General features: G+C 60.0%; 10 protein-coding genes. 3 read left to right on the top strand and 7 right to left on the bottom strand.

Annotated features, from left to right (window positions below; genetic code table 11):
* Positions 1-40: 40 nt before the first annotated feature.
* The 6 genes from QP977_RS03645 to QP977_RS03620 form a co-directional block, all read right to left on the bottom strand.
* Entirely contained in the window at positions 41-790 is a 750-nt protein-coding gene (locus tag QP977_RS03645; RefSeq protein ID WP_016421966.1) for a succinate dehydrogenase/fumarate reductase iron-sulfur subunit, read from the bottom strand.
* Positions 790-2808, bottom strand: coding sequence for a fumarate reductase/succinate dehydrogenase flavoprotein subunit (locus QP977_RS03640; RefSeq protein ID WP_049189510.1), 2019 nt, complete (start codon positions 2806-2808; stop codon positions 790-792). The genes QP977_RS03645 and QP977_RS03640 overlap by 1 nt, the downstream gene beginning before the upstream one ends.
* 19 nt (positions 2809-2827) lie before the next feature.
* Positions 2828-3568: a succinate dehydrogenase cytochrome b subunit gene (locus tag QP977_RS03635; protein ID WP_049189509.1), complete on the bottom strand. Its 741-nt coding sequence runs from the start codon at positions 3566-3568 to the stop codon at positions 2828-2830.
* 414 nt (positions 3569-3982) lie between these two features.
* A complete protein-coding gene (locus QP977_RS03630; RefSeq protein WP_016421963.1) occupies positions 3983-6598 on the bottom strand; it encodes a glycoside hydrolase family 65 protein in 2616 nt (871 codons plus the stop codon).
* Between the two features lie 15 nt (positions 6599-6613).
* Positions 6614-7387: an HAD family hydrolase gene (locus QP977_RS03625; protein WP_193390808.1), complete on the bottom strand. Its 774-nt coding sequence runs from the start codon at positions 7385-7387 to the stop codon at positions 6614-6616.
* A 258-nt stretch (positions 7388-7645) separates the two neighbouring features.
* The gene (locus tag QP977_RS03620; RefSeq protein ID WP_284847147.1) at positions 7646-9856 is read right to left on the bottom strand and encodes a malate synthase G; all 2211 of its coding nucleotides are present in this window, start codon (positions 9854-9856) and stop codon (positions 7646-7648) included.
* Between the two features lie 1016 nt (positions 9857-10872).
* Here QP977_RS03620 and aceA point away from each other — a divergent pair.
* On the top strand, positions 10873-12165 hold the full coding sequence (gene aceA / locus QP977_RS03615) for an isocitrate lyase (protein ID WP_016421960.1): 1293 nt from the start codon (positions 10873-10875) through the stop codon (positions 12163-12165).
* Between the two features lie 214 nt (positions 12166-12379).
* Positions 12380-13804, top strand: coding sequence for an acetate metabolism transcriptional regulator RamB (gene ramB, locus QP977_RS03610; protein ID WP_038629316.1), 1425 nt, complete (start codon positions 12380-12382; stop codon positions 13802-13804).
* Positions 13805-14045: 241 nt separating this feature from the next.
* Here the strand turns inward: ramB and lpdA are convergent, their stop codons facing one another.
* Complete coding sequence (lpdA, locus tag QP977_RS03605) at positions 14046-15461, bottom strand: dihydrolipoyl dehydrogenase (RefSeq protein ID WP_049189521.1); 1416 nt, start codon at positions 15459-15461, stop codon at positions 14046-14048.
* 82 nt (positions 15462-15543) lie between these two features.
* Here lpdA and QP977_RS03600 point away from each other — a divergent pair, with 82 nt between their 5' ends.
* On the top strand, positions 15544-17718 hold the full coding sequence (locus QP977_RS03600; protein WP_284847146.1) for a prolyl oligopeptidase family serine peptidase: 2175 nt from the start codon (positions 15544-15546) through the stop codon (positions 17716-17718).
* Position 17719 lies beyond the last annotated feature (1 nt).

The raw sequence follows: 17719 nt of genomic DNA, 5'->3' as shown, positions 1-17719 counted from the left end.
AATCTATGTCCCTTCTGGAAAACTCTAATCGAGAAAGAGTTTAGTCGTCCTTACCGCGGAAGAACGAACGAGCTCGTTCCTTGGTAACGGCGGCAACCGCAGTCAGCGGGATACCGGCCGGGCAGACATCAGCACATTCACCATAGAGGGAGCACGGACCGAAGGTGCCTTCGACCTCGTCAACCATCTTGCGAGCACGCTTGCCACGCTCTTCCTTACCCAGCGGGACCAGGGAGAGGTGAACCAGCTTTGCGCCGGTGAACAGGTGTGCAGCACCGTTCGGGCAAGCTGCCACACAAGCACCACAGCCGATGCAGGCTGCGTGGTCAAGTGCGAACTCAGCCGTCTCGTGGTTCAGGTGCAGAGTATCTGCATCCGGAGCGGTACCAGCGTTGATGGAGACGTAGCCACCCTGCTCGAGGACACGGTCCAGAGCGGAGCGGTCAACGACCATGTCCTTGATGACCGGGTATGCGGCGGAGCGCATCGGCTCGATCTTCAGGGTGTCACCATCGCTGAACTGGTGCAGACGCTGCTGACAGGTCGGGGTGTTCTGGCCCGGGCCGTGCGGACGACCGTTGACGTTCAGACCACAGGTACCACAGATACCCTCACGGCAGTCAGATGCGAACGCGAACGGCTCCTTGCCGGACTCGACGTACTTGGAGTTGACGTGGTCAAGCAGCTCCAGGATCGACATCTCTGCGACGGCGTCGTCAACGTCAACGGATTCAAAGTGTCCCTCGACGTTCGGACCTGCTTGGCGCCAGATTTCAAGGTGCAGTTTCATTACTTGTAGTTCCTTGTCATGAGCGGGACGGCTTCGAAGGTGAGCGGCTCGGCGTGGCGAATGAATTCGTAACCGGACTGATCCCATGCAGGACCGTTGTTGCCTCGCTCCCATGCGGAAACGAAGCACCAGTTAGCGTCATCGCGCTCTGCCTCGCCATCTTCGGAGATGTGGTCATCGCGGTAGTGAGCACCGCAGGACTCATCGCGGTCGAGGGCGTCGACACACATGAGCTCACCGAGGTCGATGTAGTCAGCAACGCGGTTAGCGTACTCGAGCTGCTGGTTCATCTCGTTCGGCTCACCCGGAATGAACAGGTCAGACCAGAATGCCTTACGCAGTTCGCGGATCTCCTCGATACCGCGAGCCAGGTCTTCCTTGTTACGGGCCACACCACAGTCGCGGTAGAGAATCTCACCGAGCTGGCGGTGGAAGTACTCAGCGCCGTGCTTACCCTGGATGCTCATCAGCTTGTCCAGGCGAGCCTGAGCGCGGTCCAGTGCTTCCTTGGCCTCCGGGGCATCCTCAGCCAGGCGGTCGGTACCGAGCAGCGGGCCGAGGTAGTTCGGAATGGTGAACGGCAGGGTGAACCAACCGTCGACCGAACCGGACAGCAGGGAGTTTGCACCCAGGCGGTTTGCACCGTGGTAGGTCCAGGATGCCTCGCCACCGGTGAACAGACCCGGGATGGAGGTCATCTGGTTGAAGTCAGACCACAGGCCACCCATGGTGAAGTGGCAGGTTGGAGCAATACGCATCGGAACCTTGTACGGGTCCTCACCGATTGCCTCTTCGTACATCTGAATCAGGTTCGAGTAGCGTTCCTTGATGACCGGCTGGCCCAGGCGCTCAATTGCGTCACGCAGATCCAGATAGACGGAGTTCTTCAGCGGGCCAACACCGTAGCCGGCGTTAATCTGCTGAGAGTTGGCGCGGGAAGCGACGTCACGCGGGACGAGGTTACCGAATGCCGGGTAGCGACGCTCCAGGAAGTAGTCGCGCTCGTCCTCCGGGATGTCGTTGGCCGGGCGCTCGTCGCCCTTCTTCTTCGGGGTCCAAATACGTGCGTCGTTACGCAGGGACTCGGACATCAGAATGGTCTTCGACTGCCAGTGCGCGTTGACCGGAAGACCGGTCGGGTGGAACTGGATGAAGGACGGGGATGCGAAGTAAGCACCCTGGTCGTATGCACGCATGATGGCCGAAGCGTTGGAGTTCTTGGCCAGCGTGGACATGTGGTAGACGTTGCCGTAACCGCCGGTAGCCAGAATAACTGCGTGAGCAGTGTGAACGGTCAGCTCACCATTGATGAGGTTACGCATGATGGCACCCTGGCAACGGCCGTCGGCGACGATGATGTCAACCAGCTCGTTGTGGGTGAAGATCTCGACGTTGCCGAGACCAATCTGACGCTGCAGAGCCGAGGTAGTCGACAGCTGCAGCTGCTGACCCGTCTGACCACGGGTGTAGTACGTACGGGAGACCTGCACACCACCGAAGGAACGGGTTGCCAGGGTACCGCCGTACTCGCGAGCGAACGGAGCACCAATTGCATTCAGGTGGTCGATGACGCGGACAGACTCGACAGCCAGACGCCAGCAGTCGTTCTCGCGGCAGCGGTAGTCGCCGCCCTTAACGGTGTCCTTGACGTGGCGGTAAGCGCCGTCGTTGTCGACCTTCTTACCGCGAGCGGAGTTGACACCACCCTGTGCAGCAATGGAGTGCGCACGGCGCGGAGCGTCGTGGTAGGTGAAAACCTGCACGTCGTAGCCGAGCTCGCCGAGCGCAGCAGCGGCAGCGCCGCCAGCCAGGCCGGTACCGACGACCATGACGCGGAACTTACGACGGTTCAGCGGCGAAACCAGGTTGGCGTGATCCTTCTGGTACTGCCAGTGGTCCTTCATGGAGACCTTGTCACCCGGGGAGTTATCGGACAGAACCTTGCCGATCTTGACCCCGTCGACAGCGCTTTCCGGCGCGCGGAAGTCCGCAGCGACGGTTGCTTCAGTGTTAGTCATAGTAAATTTCCTCCTCGACCTACGAGACCAGACCGGTCAGGACGGCGACTGGGATGAAGATGTTGCCGACAACAACCAGCAGCGGCAGCAGGCCGGACAGGAACAGCAGAACCTTGCGCCAGCGCTTACCGGTGATACCGAGGTCGGAAGTAGCGGTCCACAGACCGTGGGACAGGTGCAGCAGCAGAGCGAGCTGCGCAATGATGTACCAAACAACAACACCCGGACGCGAGAAGGACGCAACCACGTTCTGGTATGCCTCACCGTGCTCGAAAGAAGACGGAGCAACGCCAGCACCGATGGTCAGGTCCAGCAGGTGGAAGATGATGAAGGCCAGCAGCACAATGCCGGTGATCACCATCGAACGTGCAGTAAAGGTGTTCCAGCTGGACACCATGCCCTGACGGCGGAACTTGCCGCGGGACTGCTTAGCACGTGCAGCCAGGGTGAGGCCACCGAAAATGTGCAGGACAATAGCTACCAGCAGGACAATGCGGAAAATCCACAGAATGCCCTCGTTCGGAACTGCCGGAGCACCGACAGTGCGCAGGAAGGTCGCGTATGCGTTGAAGTCTTCCTCGCCAGCGAAAATCTTCAGGTTACCCAGCATGTGGACAATAACGAAGAGGCCAAACAGCACGCCAGTGACGGCCATGGTCAGCTTCAGAGCCCATGAAGGGTATTTAGGCTGCTCGCGCAGCGGTTCTACATTAATTTTGCCGTGCGCGATTGCGTCACGGTTTGAACTTTTAACAGTCATGGCACCTCCAGTGTCATATTCACTCTAAAGTCACACAGCGCCTGGTAAACATTTTTCCCCCTTTTGGGTGGGGATTTTCACAGGTTACCTAGGTCTTTTCTCCGCCTTTTCTCAGGTTATCGCATTTTAGCCACTTCTGACGTCGTCGCTGCATAAACCCTCTCCCCCACCATAAAAACGCCCCTACCCCGACTTTTGCCGATTTTTCCCCCGCCCAAACTAGCTAATAACGCAACATAAATAGCACGAAAATAAAAAACCGCCCACTTTTCTCAGGTGGACGGATTTAATACTCAATAATTATGTTGCGAAATTCTTTATTTTTACCCCTGCCGAATTCCCCAAAGGCCCAAACAGCCACCCCCAACAGGCAATCCCCCCCTATTGGCACCGTGTACGGCCGAAGCCGTCCGACTAATCCTCGCTCTGATCCGAGTTCGCCATCACCACGGTCAACGGCTCCGGACCAATGATCACCTCATGTCCTGCGACCATAATCGGCCCAACCTGGTGGTCTCCCTCCTCCAGGACGACTTCCACCGTGCGGCCGCGCACCGTCACTCGGATACGACAACCACGAATAGTGACTCGGTACGTCAGACCACTCCAGTCCTCCGGCAGACGCGGGTCAATACTGTAGCGGCCGTCATGATCGCGGAAACCACCGAAACCATAGACCAGGGACTGCCACACACCACCGGCAGATGCGACGTGGACACCATCGGCAGCGTTGCCATGCAAGTTCGCCAGGTCCACATAGAGTCCGCGTAGGAAGAAGTCCATTGCCTGCTCCTGCAAGCCCAACTCGGCCGCAACAATGGACTGCACAACGGCGGACAGCGAGGAATCACCGGTGGTGAGCGGATCGTAATACATGTAGTCTGCGCGCTTTTGTTCCGTCGTAAAGCGATTGCCCATGAGGAACAGTGCGAGGACGACGTCCGCCTGCTTAATGACCTGGTGACGGTAAATCGTCAGCGGGTGGTAATGCAGCAGCAGCGGGCGCAGCGGGCCAACTTCGGGATCGTCGAGATTCCAGCGCTTACGCAGCAGGAACTGGTCATCCTGAGGGTGAATGCCGAGCTTCTCATCGAACGGGATGTACATCGCCTCAGCGGCCTGCTCCCACTCTTCAACCTCGCGCTCAGTGAGGTCGAAGCGGTTGGTCAGTTCGCGATAGGCAGCAGGGCGATCACGCTTCATCTGCTTGACGACGTCCGCAGCAACCCGCAGGTTATACTGCGCCATCACGTTGGTGTACAGGTTGTTGTTCACCACCGTGTTGTACTCATCTGGACCGGTGACGCTGTGAATTTGGAACTCTCGCTGCTCGGCATCAAAGAATCCCAACGACATCCAAAACCTGGCCGTGCCGAGCAACAGATCCGTGCCCTCCTTGAGCAGGAACTCCTCATCGCCGGAGGCATAGACGTACTTCATCATCGCGTACACGATGTCCGCATCGATGTGGTACTGCGCCGTGCCGGCCTCAAAGTAGGCCGAGGACTCCTGACCATTGATAGTGCGCCACGGGAAGAGGGCACCGTCGTGCGCCAGTTCGTCGGCACGCGCCCACGCGGCTTCGAGCATGTCCCAGCGGAAACGCATGGCATTGCGCGAGAATTGCGGCGACGTATAGGTAAGGAATGGGGTCACGTAGATTTCCGTGTCCCAGAAGTAGTGGCCGCCGTAGCCGGTGCCGGTCATTCCCTTGGCCGGGACGCCTTGGAATTCGGCGCGGGCGGCGGCCTGGATAATCTGCCAAATGTTCCAGCGCACTGCCTGCTGAATCTCCGGCTGATTGTAAATGACCACGTCAGAGCGCTCCCAGAAGCGTTCGAGCCACTCCTCCTGGTTCTCCATCAGCCCCAGCATGCCGATGCGGCCGACGCGGTTCAGGGTGCGCTCACAGCGGAATGCCAGCTCTTCGGCACGCACCTTACGGGAGGAGTGGTACGCGACCAGCTTCTCCAGGCGTATGACAGTGCCGACCGGCGCATCCAGGTTGAACAGGGAGCTGGCCACATCCGGCTCGGTCGACTGCGAAATCTCTACGAACGGCTCCGTGCCGTCGGGAGTGCGGACAGTAAAGGTGTGGTCCATGGAGGTAGCCACGGTCATACCGGAGTTCGCGCAGCGGTAGCCCAGCGTCGAGCGCTGCCCGTGCGCCGATTCCGACTGAAATGCCGGAATGAGAACGCGGTCTTCCAGCGCCTCGGCGCGACGGGGATCCAGTTCGGTGCCCTGCGCCTTAGCGGCATCGTGGTATTCGTCCTCGCCGTCCTGGCGGTTGAGGATCTGCGAGTTAATCATCACCGCAGCATCCGCATCCAGCAGCTCGACTTCCAGACTCATCGCGGCGACATGCTTTTCCTGGAAAGACACCATGCGCTCAGAGGTGACGCGAACGCGCTTGCCACCCGGGGTGCGCCAAATGAACCGACGACGCAGCACGCCCTCGCGGAAATCCAGGCTACGTTCGTAGTCGCTGACCTCAGCATTGCCGAGACGCAGGGGCTCATCGTCAATGTAGAGACGCATTGCCTTAGCGTCCGGAGCATTGACAATCGTCTGCCCCTGGCGGGCTAGGCCGTAGGCGTCCTCGGCGTGCCTAATCGGCCAGGTCTCATGCAGACCGTTGATATAAGTGCCGTGCTCACTGGAGTCACGGCCCTCCGGCGGGTTGCCACGCATGCCGATGTACCCGTTCGACAGCGCAAACAGCGTCTCGCCCAAACCGAGCGGGAGGCCGTTCGGCTTCGTCTCAATCAGACGCCACTCATCGACCGGAGTGATGTCTCGGTCCATGAGTCCCTCGGCATTTACAAGGTGGTGGTGCTTATCCGCACGATCCGCCGGGAAGTTACGACGCTGCTTACGACGAACTGGGGACACCGTCTCCTCCTGTTTTTCAGCCTCTGCGGTCTCCGCGTCGTGACCCTGCCCCTGCGGAATCACACGCTCAGTCTCGTCGACTGCTGCCGTGGTCGAATCGTTGGCCATGATGCCTTCCGGTTTTGTCTCAGCCATTTGTCACGAGCCAGCCTAGACGAGTGCCGCCAAGTCACTGACCACAACGTCGGCGCCCGCTCGGCGCAGCGCTTCCGCACCAGCACCGCGGTCAACACCAATGACCAGACCAAATGCGCCGGCTGCACCCGCTTGCACACCACTGATGGCATCCTCGACCACCACAGCATCGCGCGGCGCCACCCCCAGATTCTTCGCCGCGTACACGAAAGTATCGGCGGCTGGCTTACCCGGCAGGTTGTTCTCATGCGCCACCACGCCGTCAACAATCTCCACGAACCGCTCACGCAGCCCAGCGGCCGTCAGCACCGGCACCGCGTTCTTCGACGAGCTAACCACCGCCAACTGCGGTTTTTCGCTTGCCGACGAGTCCCTCGCGCCCTCTAACTCGTCGAGCAGCGCAACCGACCCCGGGTAGGCCTCAATTCCCCTCTCGACTCGCGCCAAGAAGTCATCATTTTTGCGCTTCCCGAGCCCGACAATCGTCTCGTCTTTCGCTGTGTCCTCATCGCTACCGTGCGGCAGCGAAATGCCGCGAGATTCCAGGATTGCTGCGATGCCCTCATCGCGGCGGCGGCCATCGAGGTAGGTGAAGTAGTCCTCCTCTGTGTAGGCCGAGACGCCCTTGTGCTCGAAGTAGTCGCTAAACATGTCCGCCCACGCCTGCTCGTGCACATCGGCGGTAGGGGTAATCACTCCGTCGAGGTCAAAGAGGATTGCGCCCGCGCTATGGAGGAATTCTTTGGCCTTGGCGAGGTTGGTAGCACTGTCGGTCGTGGAATTAGTCATGGGGGGTCGCAGCTCCTTGGACGTTGCAGACTGCATATTCTCAATTAACTTCCCAATCAACGCTAGCAACGTTGCCCCTACCCCGCTTGCGAACCCGGGTATCTCGAATCCGAGAATCATGGTGCGCTTCCCCCAAAAACAAAACTGCCGGCGCGCATGCGGAATTGGCATCAGAGGTTAGCCAATACCACCTACACACCGGCAGTTTGGATATCTATTTTGTTATTTCAGGCTCGGCAGCCGCAGCCCGACCAAGAATTAATCCTGGTCGATACCCTCGCGCTTCTTGAACTCCAGGCGACGGCGGTGCAGGATCGGCTCGGTGTAACCGGACGGCTGGTTCACACCATCGAGGATGAGCTCCTTGGCGGCCTGGAAACCAATGGACTTGTCGAAGTCCGGAGCCATCGGCAGGTATGCCTCATCGCCCTCGTTCTGGCGGTCAACGACCTCGGCCATGCGCTCCAGCGAATCGATGATCTGCTCCTCGGTGACAACACCGTGCAGCAGCCAGTTAGCCAGAGTCTGGGAGGAAATACGCAGGGTAGCGCGGTCCTCCATCAGGTCAACATCGTTGATATCCGGCACCTTGGAGCAGCCAACACCCTGCTCAACCCAGCGGATAACGTAGCCCAGGATGGACTGGCAGTTGTTGTCCAGCTCGTTAGCCTTGTCCTCATCGGACCAGTCAGCGCCCGGCTCGCCGGCCTTAGCTGCCGCTACCGGGATGGTGAGCAGATCACCGAAGGTGTCGCGGCGACCGTCGGTAAGCAGCTTGTCCTGAACGCCGAAGACGTCAACCTCGTGGTAGTGGGTAGCGTGCAGCACACCACCGGTCGGGGACGGAACCCATGCGGTGGAAGCACCCTGCTTCGGCTGACCGATCTTCTGCTCCAGCAGCTCGGCCATCTGCTCGGTCATGGCCCACATGCCCTTACCAATCTGAGCCTTGCCCTGCAGGCCGTGTGCCAGACCGGAGTCGACGTTGTTGTCCTCGTAAGCCAGCATCCATGGAGCGGTCTTCTGGACAGCCTTGCGGAACATCGGACCAGCCTGGATGGAGGTGTGGATCTCATCACCAGTGCGGTCCATGAAGCCGGTGTTAATGAAGACGACACGCTCGGAAACAGCCTTGATGGCGGCGTCCAGGTTGACGGAGGTACGACGCTCCTCGTCCATCAGGCCGACCTTCAGGGTGTTGTGCGGAAGACCCAGCAGCTTCTCAACGTCTGCGAACAGCTCGTTGGTGAATGCAGCCTCATCCGGGCCGTGCTGCTTCGGCTTCACGATGTAGATCGAACCGGTACGGGAGTTCTTACGTGCGTTGTCCTGGTCCAGGCCCGGGATTGCACACACAGCGGTGACGACGGCATCCATGATGCCCTCGAAAATCTCCTCGCCGTCGCGGTCGAGGATGGCCGGGTTCTGCATCAGGTGGCCGACGTTACGGACCAGGTTCAGGGAACGACCGTGCAGGGTGACCTCGGAACCGTCAAGCGCGGTGTAGGTGCGGTCGTCATTGATGGTACGGGACAGCTTCTTGCCGCCACGGGTGAACTCGACTGCGAGGTCACCGACGTTCAGACCCAGCCAGTTGGTGTAACCCAGGGTCTTGTCTGCAGCGTCAACTGCGGCGACAGAGTCCTCGAGATCCATGATGTTGGTGACAGCGGCTTCCAGGATGATGTCCTTGACGCCAGCCTTGTCGGTCTTGCCAACCGGGGACTCCGGGTCAATCAGCAGCTGGATGTGCAGACCGTTGTGCTTGAAGTAAATGGACTCCGGCGCGTCCTTGTCACCGGTGTAGCCGACCAGGGTCTCCGGCTCGCGCAGACCGGAGGTAGCGCCGTCTTCCAGGGTTGCCTGCAGGTGACCGTCGACGATGTCGTAAGAGGTGACGTCCGCGTGGGAACCGTCGACCAGCGGCAGAGCCTTGTCCAGGAAGTTACGACCCCATGCGATAACGCGGTCACCGCGGACCTTGTTGTAGCCCGGGGTGTCCTTCTCCGCACCGCCATCTTCAGGAATAGCGTTGGTGCCGTACAGCGCGTCGTAAAGCGAGCCCCAGCGTGCGTTCGCAGCGTTGATGGCGAAACGGGCGTTGAGAACCGGCACAACCAGCTGCGGGCCAGCCGTGGAAGTGATCTCGGTGTCGACGTTAGCGGTAGTGACCTGGAAGTCACCCGGGTTGTCAACGAGGTAGCCAATTTCCTTCAGGAATGCGACGTACTCATCCTGATTCTGCTCGCCCGGGTGTTCCTTGTACCAAGCGTCGAGCTTTTCCTGCAGCTCATCGCGCTTGGCCAGCAGCTCGCGGTTGCGCGGAGTGTACTTAGCGACAATGTCACCGAAGCCGTTCCAGAACGCGTCCTTGTCCTCAATGCCGGCGGCGGGGAGTGCGGTGTCATTAACGAAGTCGTAAAGAACCTTCGCGACCTGCATTCCACCTGCCGAAATACGCTGTGCCATTGCTCTCCTCAAAACTATTGATTGCAATTTGCCCATCCAGCCACGGCCACGTCAGCGGCTCACACTGGATGCGTTGTTCCCCTACTGTATGTGATTCGGCGCACTTATGAACCGCCTTTTTCCATAACCGCCAACCGCCAGCCCGGTATAGCGCCGCTCACATTTGCCATTTCATTCGCTTTACGACGAGCACCCTGCGAACAGACCCCACCCCTCCCCAATGACCATTCGGGCATTCAGTCCTGACGCCACAACCAGCCCTCCCCCACCCGCATTGACTGCAGCATCCCCGGCACTCTTTCCTCCAGCCACAGAACACCACACACAATGGGAAAGTGTCGCGCCTCACAGACATTTACTATTGCGACCTGCATATCAACGGCCAGCGACCAATCACGTCGCTACAGCCTCCGCCTTCAAACCAGACCATAAAAGCGAGATGACAACCGAGACCCTGGCCACTACCCAGGGATGCTCCGGCGGGGTACTGACGGTGTAACGGCAGTGTATTTAGAAGCCCGTTTCCACCTTTACGGCCGTAATTTCGGGGGTAGCGAAACACCCCCTAAACCCCAAACACTGTTAACGGCCAGCTTTGATAAATACCAAAATATAAATCACCCCAAAGCGGGGGGAACATTATTCGCGAGTCCGCCATAGGGAAATAACAGTACAAATGTACCGGCCGGTCACAGGCGAAAATTGTTAAAGCCAAGCTACACATCACAATGTTTGCAATCTTCACAAGTGTTATCCGTATTACATACTTGAATTCACATCGGAAGCTGCTTGACGAACGTAGCGCTATGCCCCAAAATGTGAGACATGGCACGCGGAAGCGGACATTGTTTTTGTTCGCGTGTTTGTGTGCAGGGGTACAGCACTTTGCTAGCGCCCCCTGCATTCACGTGACACCGCGGTCACTATCGGGTCAGCCTGTAGATCGGTTCTGTCGGAATTGTTCTTAAGTCAGCACCCGGAGTTCAAAAAGCAAGCAAAAGGAAGTGACTCCGTTTATGTCTAACGTTGGTAAGGCACGTACCGCCGCCGAAATCCAGAAGGATTGGGACGAGAACCCGCGCTGGGAAGGTATCACCCGCGACTACACCGCTGAGCAGGTTGCTGAGCTCCAGGGCTCCGTCGTCGAGGAGAACACCCTCGCTCGCCGCGGCGCTGAGATCCTGTGGGAAGGCGTCAACGTTAAGGACGACTCCTACATCAACGCTCTGGGCGCGCTGACCGGTAACATGGCCGTTCAGCAGGCTCGCGCTGGCCTGAAGGCTGTCTACCTCTCCGGTTGGCAGGTTGCTGGTGACGCTAACCTCTCCGGCCACACCTACCCGGACCAGTCTCTGTACCCGGCCAACTCCGTGCCGAACGTCGTTCGTCGCATCAACAACGCTCTGCTCCGCGCAGACGAGATCGCTCGTATCGAGGGCGACGACTCCGTCGACAACTGGCTGCTCCCGATCGTCGCTGACGGTGAGGCTGGCTTCGGTGGCGCTCTGAACGTCTACGAGCTGCAGAAGGCTATGATCAACGCTGGTGCCGCTGGTACCCACTGGGAGGACCAGCTCGCTTCTGAGAAGAAGTGTGGCCACCTGGGCGGCAAGGTCCTGATCCCGACCCAGCAGCACATCCGCACCCTGACCTCTGCTCGCCTGGCTGCTGACGTCTCCAACACCCCGACCGTCATCATCGCCCGCACCGACGCTGAGGCCGCTACCCTCATCACCTCCGATGTTGATGAGCGCGACCAGAAGTTCATCACCGGTGACCGCACCTCCGAGGGCTTCTACCACGTCCAGAACGGCCTGGAGCCGTGCATCGAGCGTGCAAAGTCCTACGCTCCGTACGCTGATATGATCTGGATGGAGACCGGTACTCCGGACCTCGAGCTGGCTAAGAAGTTCGCTGAGGGCGTCAAGGCTGAGTACCCGGACCAGCTCCTGGCTTACAACTGCTCCCCGTCCTTCAACTGGTCCGCTCACCTCGAGAAGGACGAGATCGCCAAGTTCCAGAACGAGCTGGGCAAGATGGGCTTCAAGTTCCAGTTCATCACCCTGGCTGGCTTCCACGCCCTGAACTACGGCATGTTCGACCTGGCTTACGGCTACGCTCGCGAGCAGATGTCCGCATTCGTCGACCTGCAGAACCGCGAGTTCGAGGCTGCCGAGAAGCGCGGCTTCACCGCTGTCAAGCACCAGCGCGAGGTTGGCGCTGGCTACTTCGACCGCATCGCCACCACCGTCGACCCGAACTCCTCCACCACCGCCCTGAAGGGCTCCACCGAGGAGGGTCAGTTCTAAGTCACTCGGCTTAGGGCTTAGGTCTAAGACCTAGCTTCAACACCCAGCGAGGGCTGCACCTGCAGCCACCGCTGGGTGTTTTTGTGTGTTCATCGACGTGTCGACTCCGGGCCGTCGTGAAGCGTGCCAGAGAACCTGAGCACCTACACACGCAAGCAAAGGTTGCAACGGTTTTCTACACAAATTCAGCAAAGCCCGCGATATGCTGGGCAGTATGTCGAAAACCTATGTCGGATCCCGCCTCCGCCAGCTCCGCCGCGAGCGCGACCTCAGCCAGGCCGCGCTCGCGCAGGCGTTGGGCCTCTCGGCTAGTTACGTCAACCAGATCGAGCACGACGTCCGCCCGCTGACCGTTCCTGTTCTGCTTCGTATCACGGACACATTCGGCGTTGACGCGACTTTCTTCTCCCGCGATGACGACTCCCGCCTCCTCGCTGAGGTCCAAGATGTGGTGATGGACAAAGAGATCGCCAAGTCCCCCATGGACCTGCAGGAAATCTCGGAAATGGTCCGCGACCACCCCGACATCGCCCGCATCATGGTGGACATCCACCGCCGCTACCGCAACGTCACCGACAAACTCTCCCTGGCCACCGAAGAGCGCAACTTCGGCAACAGCACCGACACCGCCTCCGGCTCACAGGCGCTGACCATGCCACACGAGGAAGTCCGCGACTACTTCTATGCCCGCCAGAACTACATCGCTTCGGTAGACACCGCCGCCGAGGAGCTGGCTCGCGAGCTGCGCATCACCGACGAGACCACCGATGTGGTCTCTGTGCTGGCCGACAGGCTGTCCAACGACCATGGGATTCGGATTGCGCTGGAATCGTCGTTAGGCGATGTGCAGCACAGCCTTGATCGGCGGACGAAGACGCTCTACCTCGCGCGGCACCTCTCGCCGGGGCAGCGGGCCTTCCGCATGGCCACGGAGCTGGGGTTTTTGGAGCAGGGCGAGACCATTTCCGAGGCTGTCGCGTCCGGGCATTTCATGTCGGAGGAGTCGCGGAAGCTGGCGCAGCGCGGAGTCGCGACGTACTACGCGGCGGCGCTGATTCTGCCGTATGAGTCGTTCCATGCGATGGCTGAGTCGAAACGCTACGACATCGAGCTGTTGTCGCGCACTTACGGCGTGGGCTACGAGACCATCTGCCACCGACTGTCCACGATGCAACGTCCCAGCCTGCGCGGTATCCCGTGGACATTCGTGCGCGTCGACCGCGCGGGCAACATGTCCAAACGCCAATCCGCCACGGGCTTCCACTTCACGCATTCGGGCGGTACCTGCCCACTGTGGAACGTCTACGAGACCTTCTCCTATCCCGGCAAAGTCATGCGGCAGGTCGCGCTCATGCCGGATGGTCGACCCTACATGTGGATCTCGCGGACCGTGGAACATCACGCGGCACGTTTCGGCAAGCCAGGTAAGGTTTTTGCCATCGGTTTGGGCTGCGAGGCCCGTCACGCCGAGCGCACCGTGTACGCCGATGGTCTCGATCTCGCGGACCTCGACGCCGCCACTCCGATCGGTGCCGGCTGCAGGGTCTGCTCCCGCGAGGCCTGTCCGCAGCGCGCGTTCCCGCCGATCCATCGCGATATCGACATCAACATGCACCGCTCCACCGTCTCGCCGTACTAGTTCGCTTTACGACGGGCGCAGGGCCGGCCTGTTTGCGGGGGGCTTGGTTCGCGCAGGATGCCCCCCCCAAAAAAAAGGAAGACCCCAAAAAGAAAGTGCTTAAGTTTATGACACTTTCGCACCGATTTTCACGGTCAAACTGTCATAAACTTAAGCACTAACTCGTATTTGCCTGAACCGGAACCAGCCCAGTGAGAGCCAGGACCAGCGAAAACTGGCCCCAGGCCAAAGCCACAACCTCTTACAGGTTGATCATCTTGCCCATAACGCCCTCAGCTGCTTCCTTCATAGCCTCGGACATGGTCGGGTGAATGTGGACGGCGCGGCCGATTTCCTCAGTGGTCAGCTCGTACTTCTCAGCCAGAACCAGCTGCGGCATGAGCTCCGAAACGTTGGCGCCCACCATGTGACCACCCAGCAGCTCGCCGTACTCAGCATCTGCAATGAGCTTCACGAAACCAGCCGGCTCCGCCAGACCCTGGGCCTTACCGTTGGCAGAGAACGGGAAGGTGGAAACCTTAATCTCGCGGCCGTTCTCCTCTGCCCACTTCTTGGCCTGCGCCTCGGTCTTACCGAAGGAACCAACCTGCGGGTTACAGAAGGTTGCGCGCGGCATCATGTTGTAGTCCGGGATGGTCTCGGTCTCGTGTCCCGCCATGTGCTCAGCTGCGATAACGCCCTGTGCCTCAGCGACGTGTGCCAGCTGCAGCTTCATGGTGACGTCACCGATGGCGTAGATGTTGTCGACGTTGGTGCGCATGTACTCGTCGATGACAATCTCGCCGCGCTCGCCCAGCTCAACACCGGCCTTGTCCAGGCCGATGCCCTCGGTGCGCGGTGCGAAGCCGATGGAGACCATAACGCGGTCGACGGTCAGAGTCTGCTCGTCGCCGCCATCCTTGGCCTCGACCTTGACCTCAACCGAGTCACCATTGTCCACGATGGAGGTGGTCTTGTGCCCGGTCATGAGCTTGACGCCCAGCTTCTTGTATTCCTTGGCAATAACCTTGGAGACGTCTGCGTCCTCGTTCGGCAGAACGTTGTCCATGAACTCGACGATGGTGACGTCCACGCCGTAGTTAGCCAAGACGTATGCGAACTCCATACCGATGGCGCCAGCGCCGACGATAACCATGGAGTCCGGCAGCTCGTCGGAGAGAATCTGCTCTTCGTAGGAAACGATGTTGCCGCCGACCTCAACGCCCGGCAGGGAACGGACGACAGAGCCGGTTGCAATAATCGCCTTGTCGAAGGTAATTTCCTTGCCCTTGTCATCGCCATCAGTGATGGCCATGGAGGTCGGGCCAGTGAATTCACCGAAACCGTTGATTTCGGTGATCTTGTTCTTCTTCATCAGGAAATGAACACCCTTGACGATGCCCGCGGACACCTTGCGCGAACGCGCGTGTGCGGCACCGAAGTCAAAGGAGACATCGCCGGAGATACCGAAGGTCTTAGCCTCATGGTTGAAAATGTGCGCCACCTCGGCGTTCTTCAACAGAGACTTGGATGGGATACAGCCAACGTTGAGGCAGACACCGCCCCAGTATTGCTTCTCCACCACAGCGGTCTTCAGCCCCAGCTGGGATGCACGGATTGCTGCGACGTATCCGCCAGGACCGCCGCCGAGTACTACAAGATCAAAATGTTCAGCCACGTGCACAAGTCTACGCACGACTTGTCTTTACTTCACGCGCGAGTCCCGGTTTTACCTACTGCGGTCGGCTACGGTGGTGGGCATGGGCACCGACACGGACACCGACTTGGGCAACAATCTCTCCTTCCTCTCCACTGATCTTGTCCCCGATTGGCTGGACGATATCGACGGCTCCCAGGCGCTGGCGTGGGCTCGCGCGCAGTCGAAGGCCACCGTCGCAGGTGTCGATTCGCTTGCCGACGACACCAGCGACCGCACCAACCTGGAACAACGCATCCTGGCTGCGCTCAACACCGATGCCCGGATCGCATACCCGGTGCGGCGCGGCGAGTACCTCTATAACTTCTGGCGGGATGCCGAGCATCCTCGGGGCCTGTGGCGGCGCACCTCGTTGCAGAGCTATCTGGCTGGCCAGGAAGATCCGCAGGCGACCGAGTGGGAAACTCTCATCGACCTCGATGCGCTAGCGAAAGCCGAGGGAGAAAACTGGGTCTGGAAGGGCACGGTGTGCCGTTATCCGGAGTATGACCGCGCGTTGATTCTGCTCTCTCGCGGCGGCGCCGATGCCACTGTGGTGCGGGAGTTTGACCTCGTCAACTGCATTTTTGTCGAGGATGAGTCGTTCTACCTCCCGGAGGCGAAGTCCGATGTCTGTTGGTTGGGTCGTGACGAAATTCTCGTTGGCAGTGACTTTGGTCCGGGGTCACTGACGGATTCGGGCTACCCGCGGCAGGTGCGTAGGTGGCGGCGCGGCACGCCGTCGTCAAGCGCGGATGTGGTTTTCTCGGGCCACAGTGATGATGTGGCCGTGGGCGGCTGGTTCGACGCGACGGAGGGTTTTGAGCGGCTGTTTGTCGAGCGTGCGCATGATTTTTATAATTCGCAGCGGTTCGTGGCAGCGGAGCGTCCGGGCAAGTTGGCGGCGCAGCAGAATGGGGACTTTTCCCTGCAGATCCTGGAGGTACCGCAGGACTGCCGGACGAGTGTCCATAGGCAGTGGTTGGTGCTGATGCCGCGCACGGAGTTCAATGGCATTCCGGCTGGTGGCGTGGCCGTTGTGGAGCTCGATAAGTGGCTGGCGGGCTCGCGTGAGGTGGAGGTGATTTTCACCCCTGATGCGCACACCTCGTTCCAGCAACTGGCGTGGACGAAGAATTTCCTGGTGTTGACGCTGCTGGAGGATGTCGCGACGAAGTTGGTCGTCTTGCGGGAGGGCTCGTGGGAGCCGGTGGAGGCTTTCGGCGAGTTACCTGCGCAAGCCACTGTGAGCGTGATTGATACAGCCTCTGAACGCGACGATGAGATCTGGTTGGTTTCGACGTCGGCAACGCAGCCGGCAACCCTCTGGTACGGGCAGGTCGGCAGCCCGCTCACGGAAGTGCGGCGTGCTCCGGCGCTCTTCGACAGTGAGGGGATGGAGACGCGGCAGCACTGGGCGACTTCGGCCGATGGCACGCGGATTCCGTATCGCATCACCGGTCGCTTCGGCGCGGGGGCTGGTGCAAGTGCTGACGCAGGCGCTAGTGCAGAGACAACCACAGCCACACCCGCTCCGAACCCAGCCCCTACCCTCGTGCACGCCTACGGCGGTTTCGAGGTCTCACTGGTCCCGCAGTACTCGGCGATTCGTGGCCTGACCTGGCTCGAGCGGGGCGGGTACTTCGTGGAGGCCAACCTGCGTGGCGGTGGCGAATTCGGCCCGACCTGGCACTCCTCGGTGGTCAAGACTGAGCGGATGAGGGTCTATGAGGATCATCAGGCCGTGCTGCGCGACCTGGTTGAACGCGGCTACTGCACGCGCGAGCAGCTGGGCGTGCGCGGTGGTTCCAACGGCGGGCTGCTGACCGCTGTCTGCCTAACCTCCTACCCGGAGTTGGTGGGCGCAGTGGTGTCCCAGGTGCCACTGGCGGACATGATGCGCTATCACAAGCTGTCCGCGGGAGCCTCCTGGATGGCCGAATATGGAAACCCGGACGACCCCACCGAGCGGGCTGCGATTGCGCAGTATTCGCCGGTCCAGCGCGTCGTCAAGCGAGAGCAGCGCGCCTACCCACCAGCGTTGATTACGACGTCTACCAGGGATGACCGTGTCCACCCGGCACATGCGAGGAGCCTGGCGTGGCTGCTGGAGGAAGCGGGACAGCCGGTGGATTATCACGAAAATACCGAAGGAGGCCACGCCGGTGCGGCGGATAATTCGCAGGTCGCGTTCGTCGAGGCACTCATATCTACGTGGCTGTGGAACAAGCTCAAGTAAG

Origin of the sequence: Corynebacterium sp. MSK012 (genome assembly GCF_030232435.1) — a bacterium.
GTDB classification, from domain to species: domain Bacteria; phylum Actinomycetota; class Actinomycetes; order Mycobacteriales; family Mycobacteriaceae; genus Corynebacterium; species Corynebacterium jeikeium_D.
Note: the sequence above shows the minus strand (reverse complement) of the source record. Positions and strands in the feature narration are given on the sequence as shown.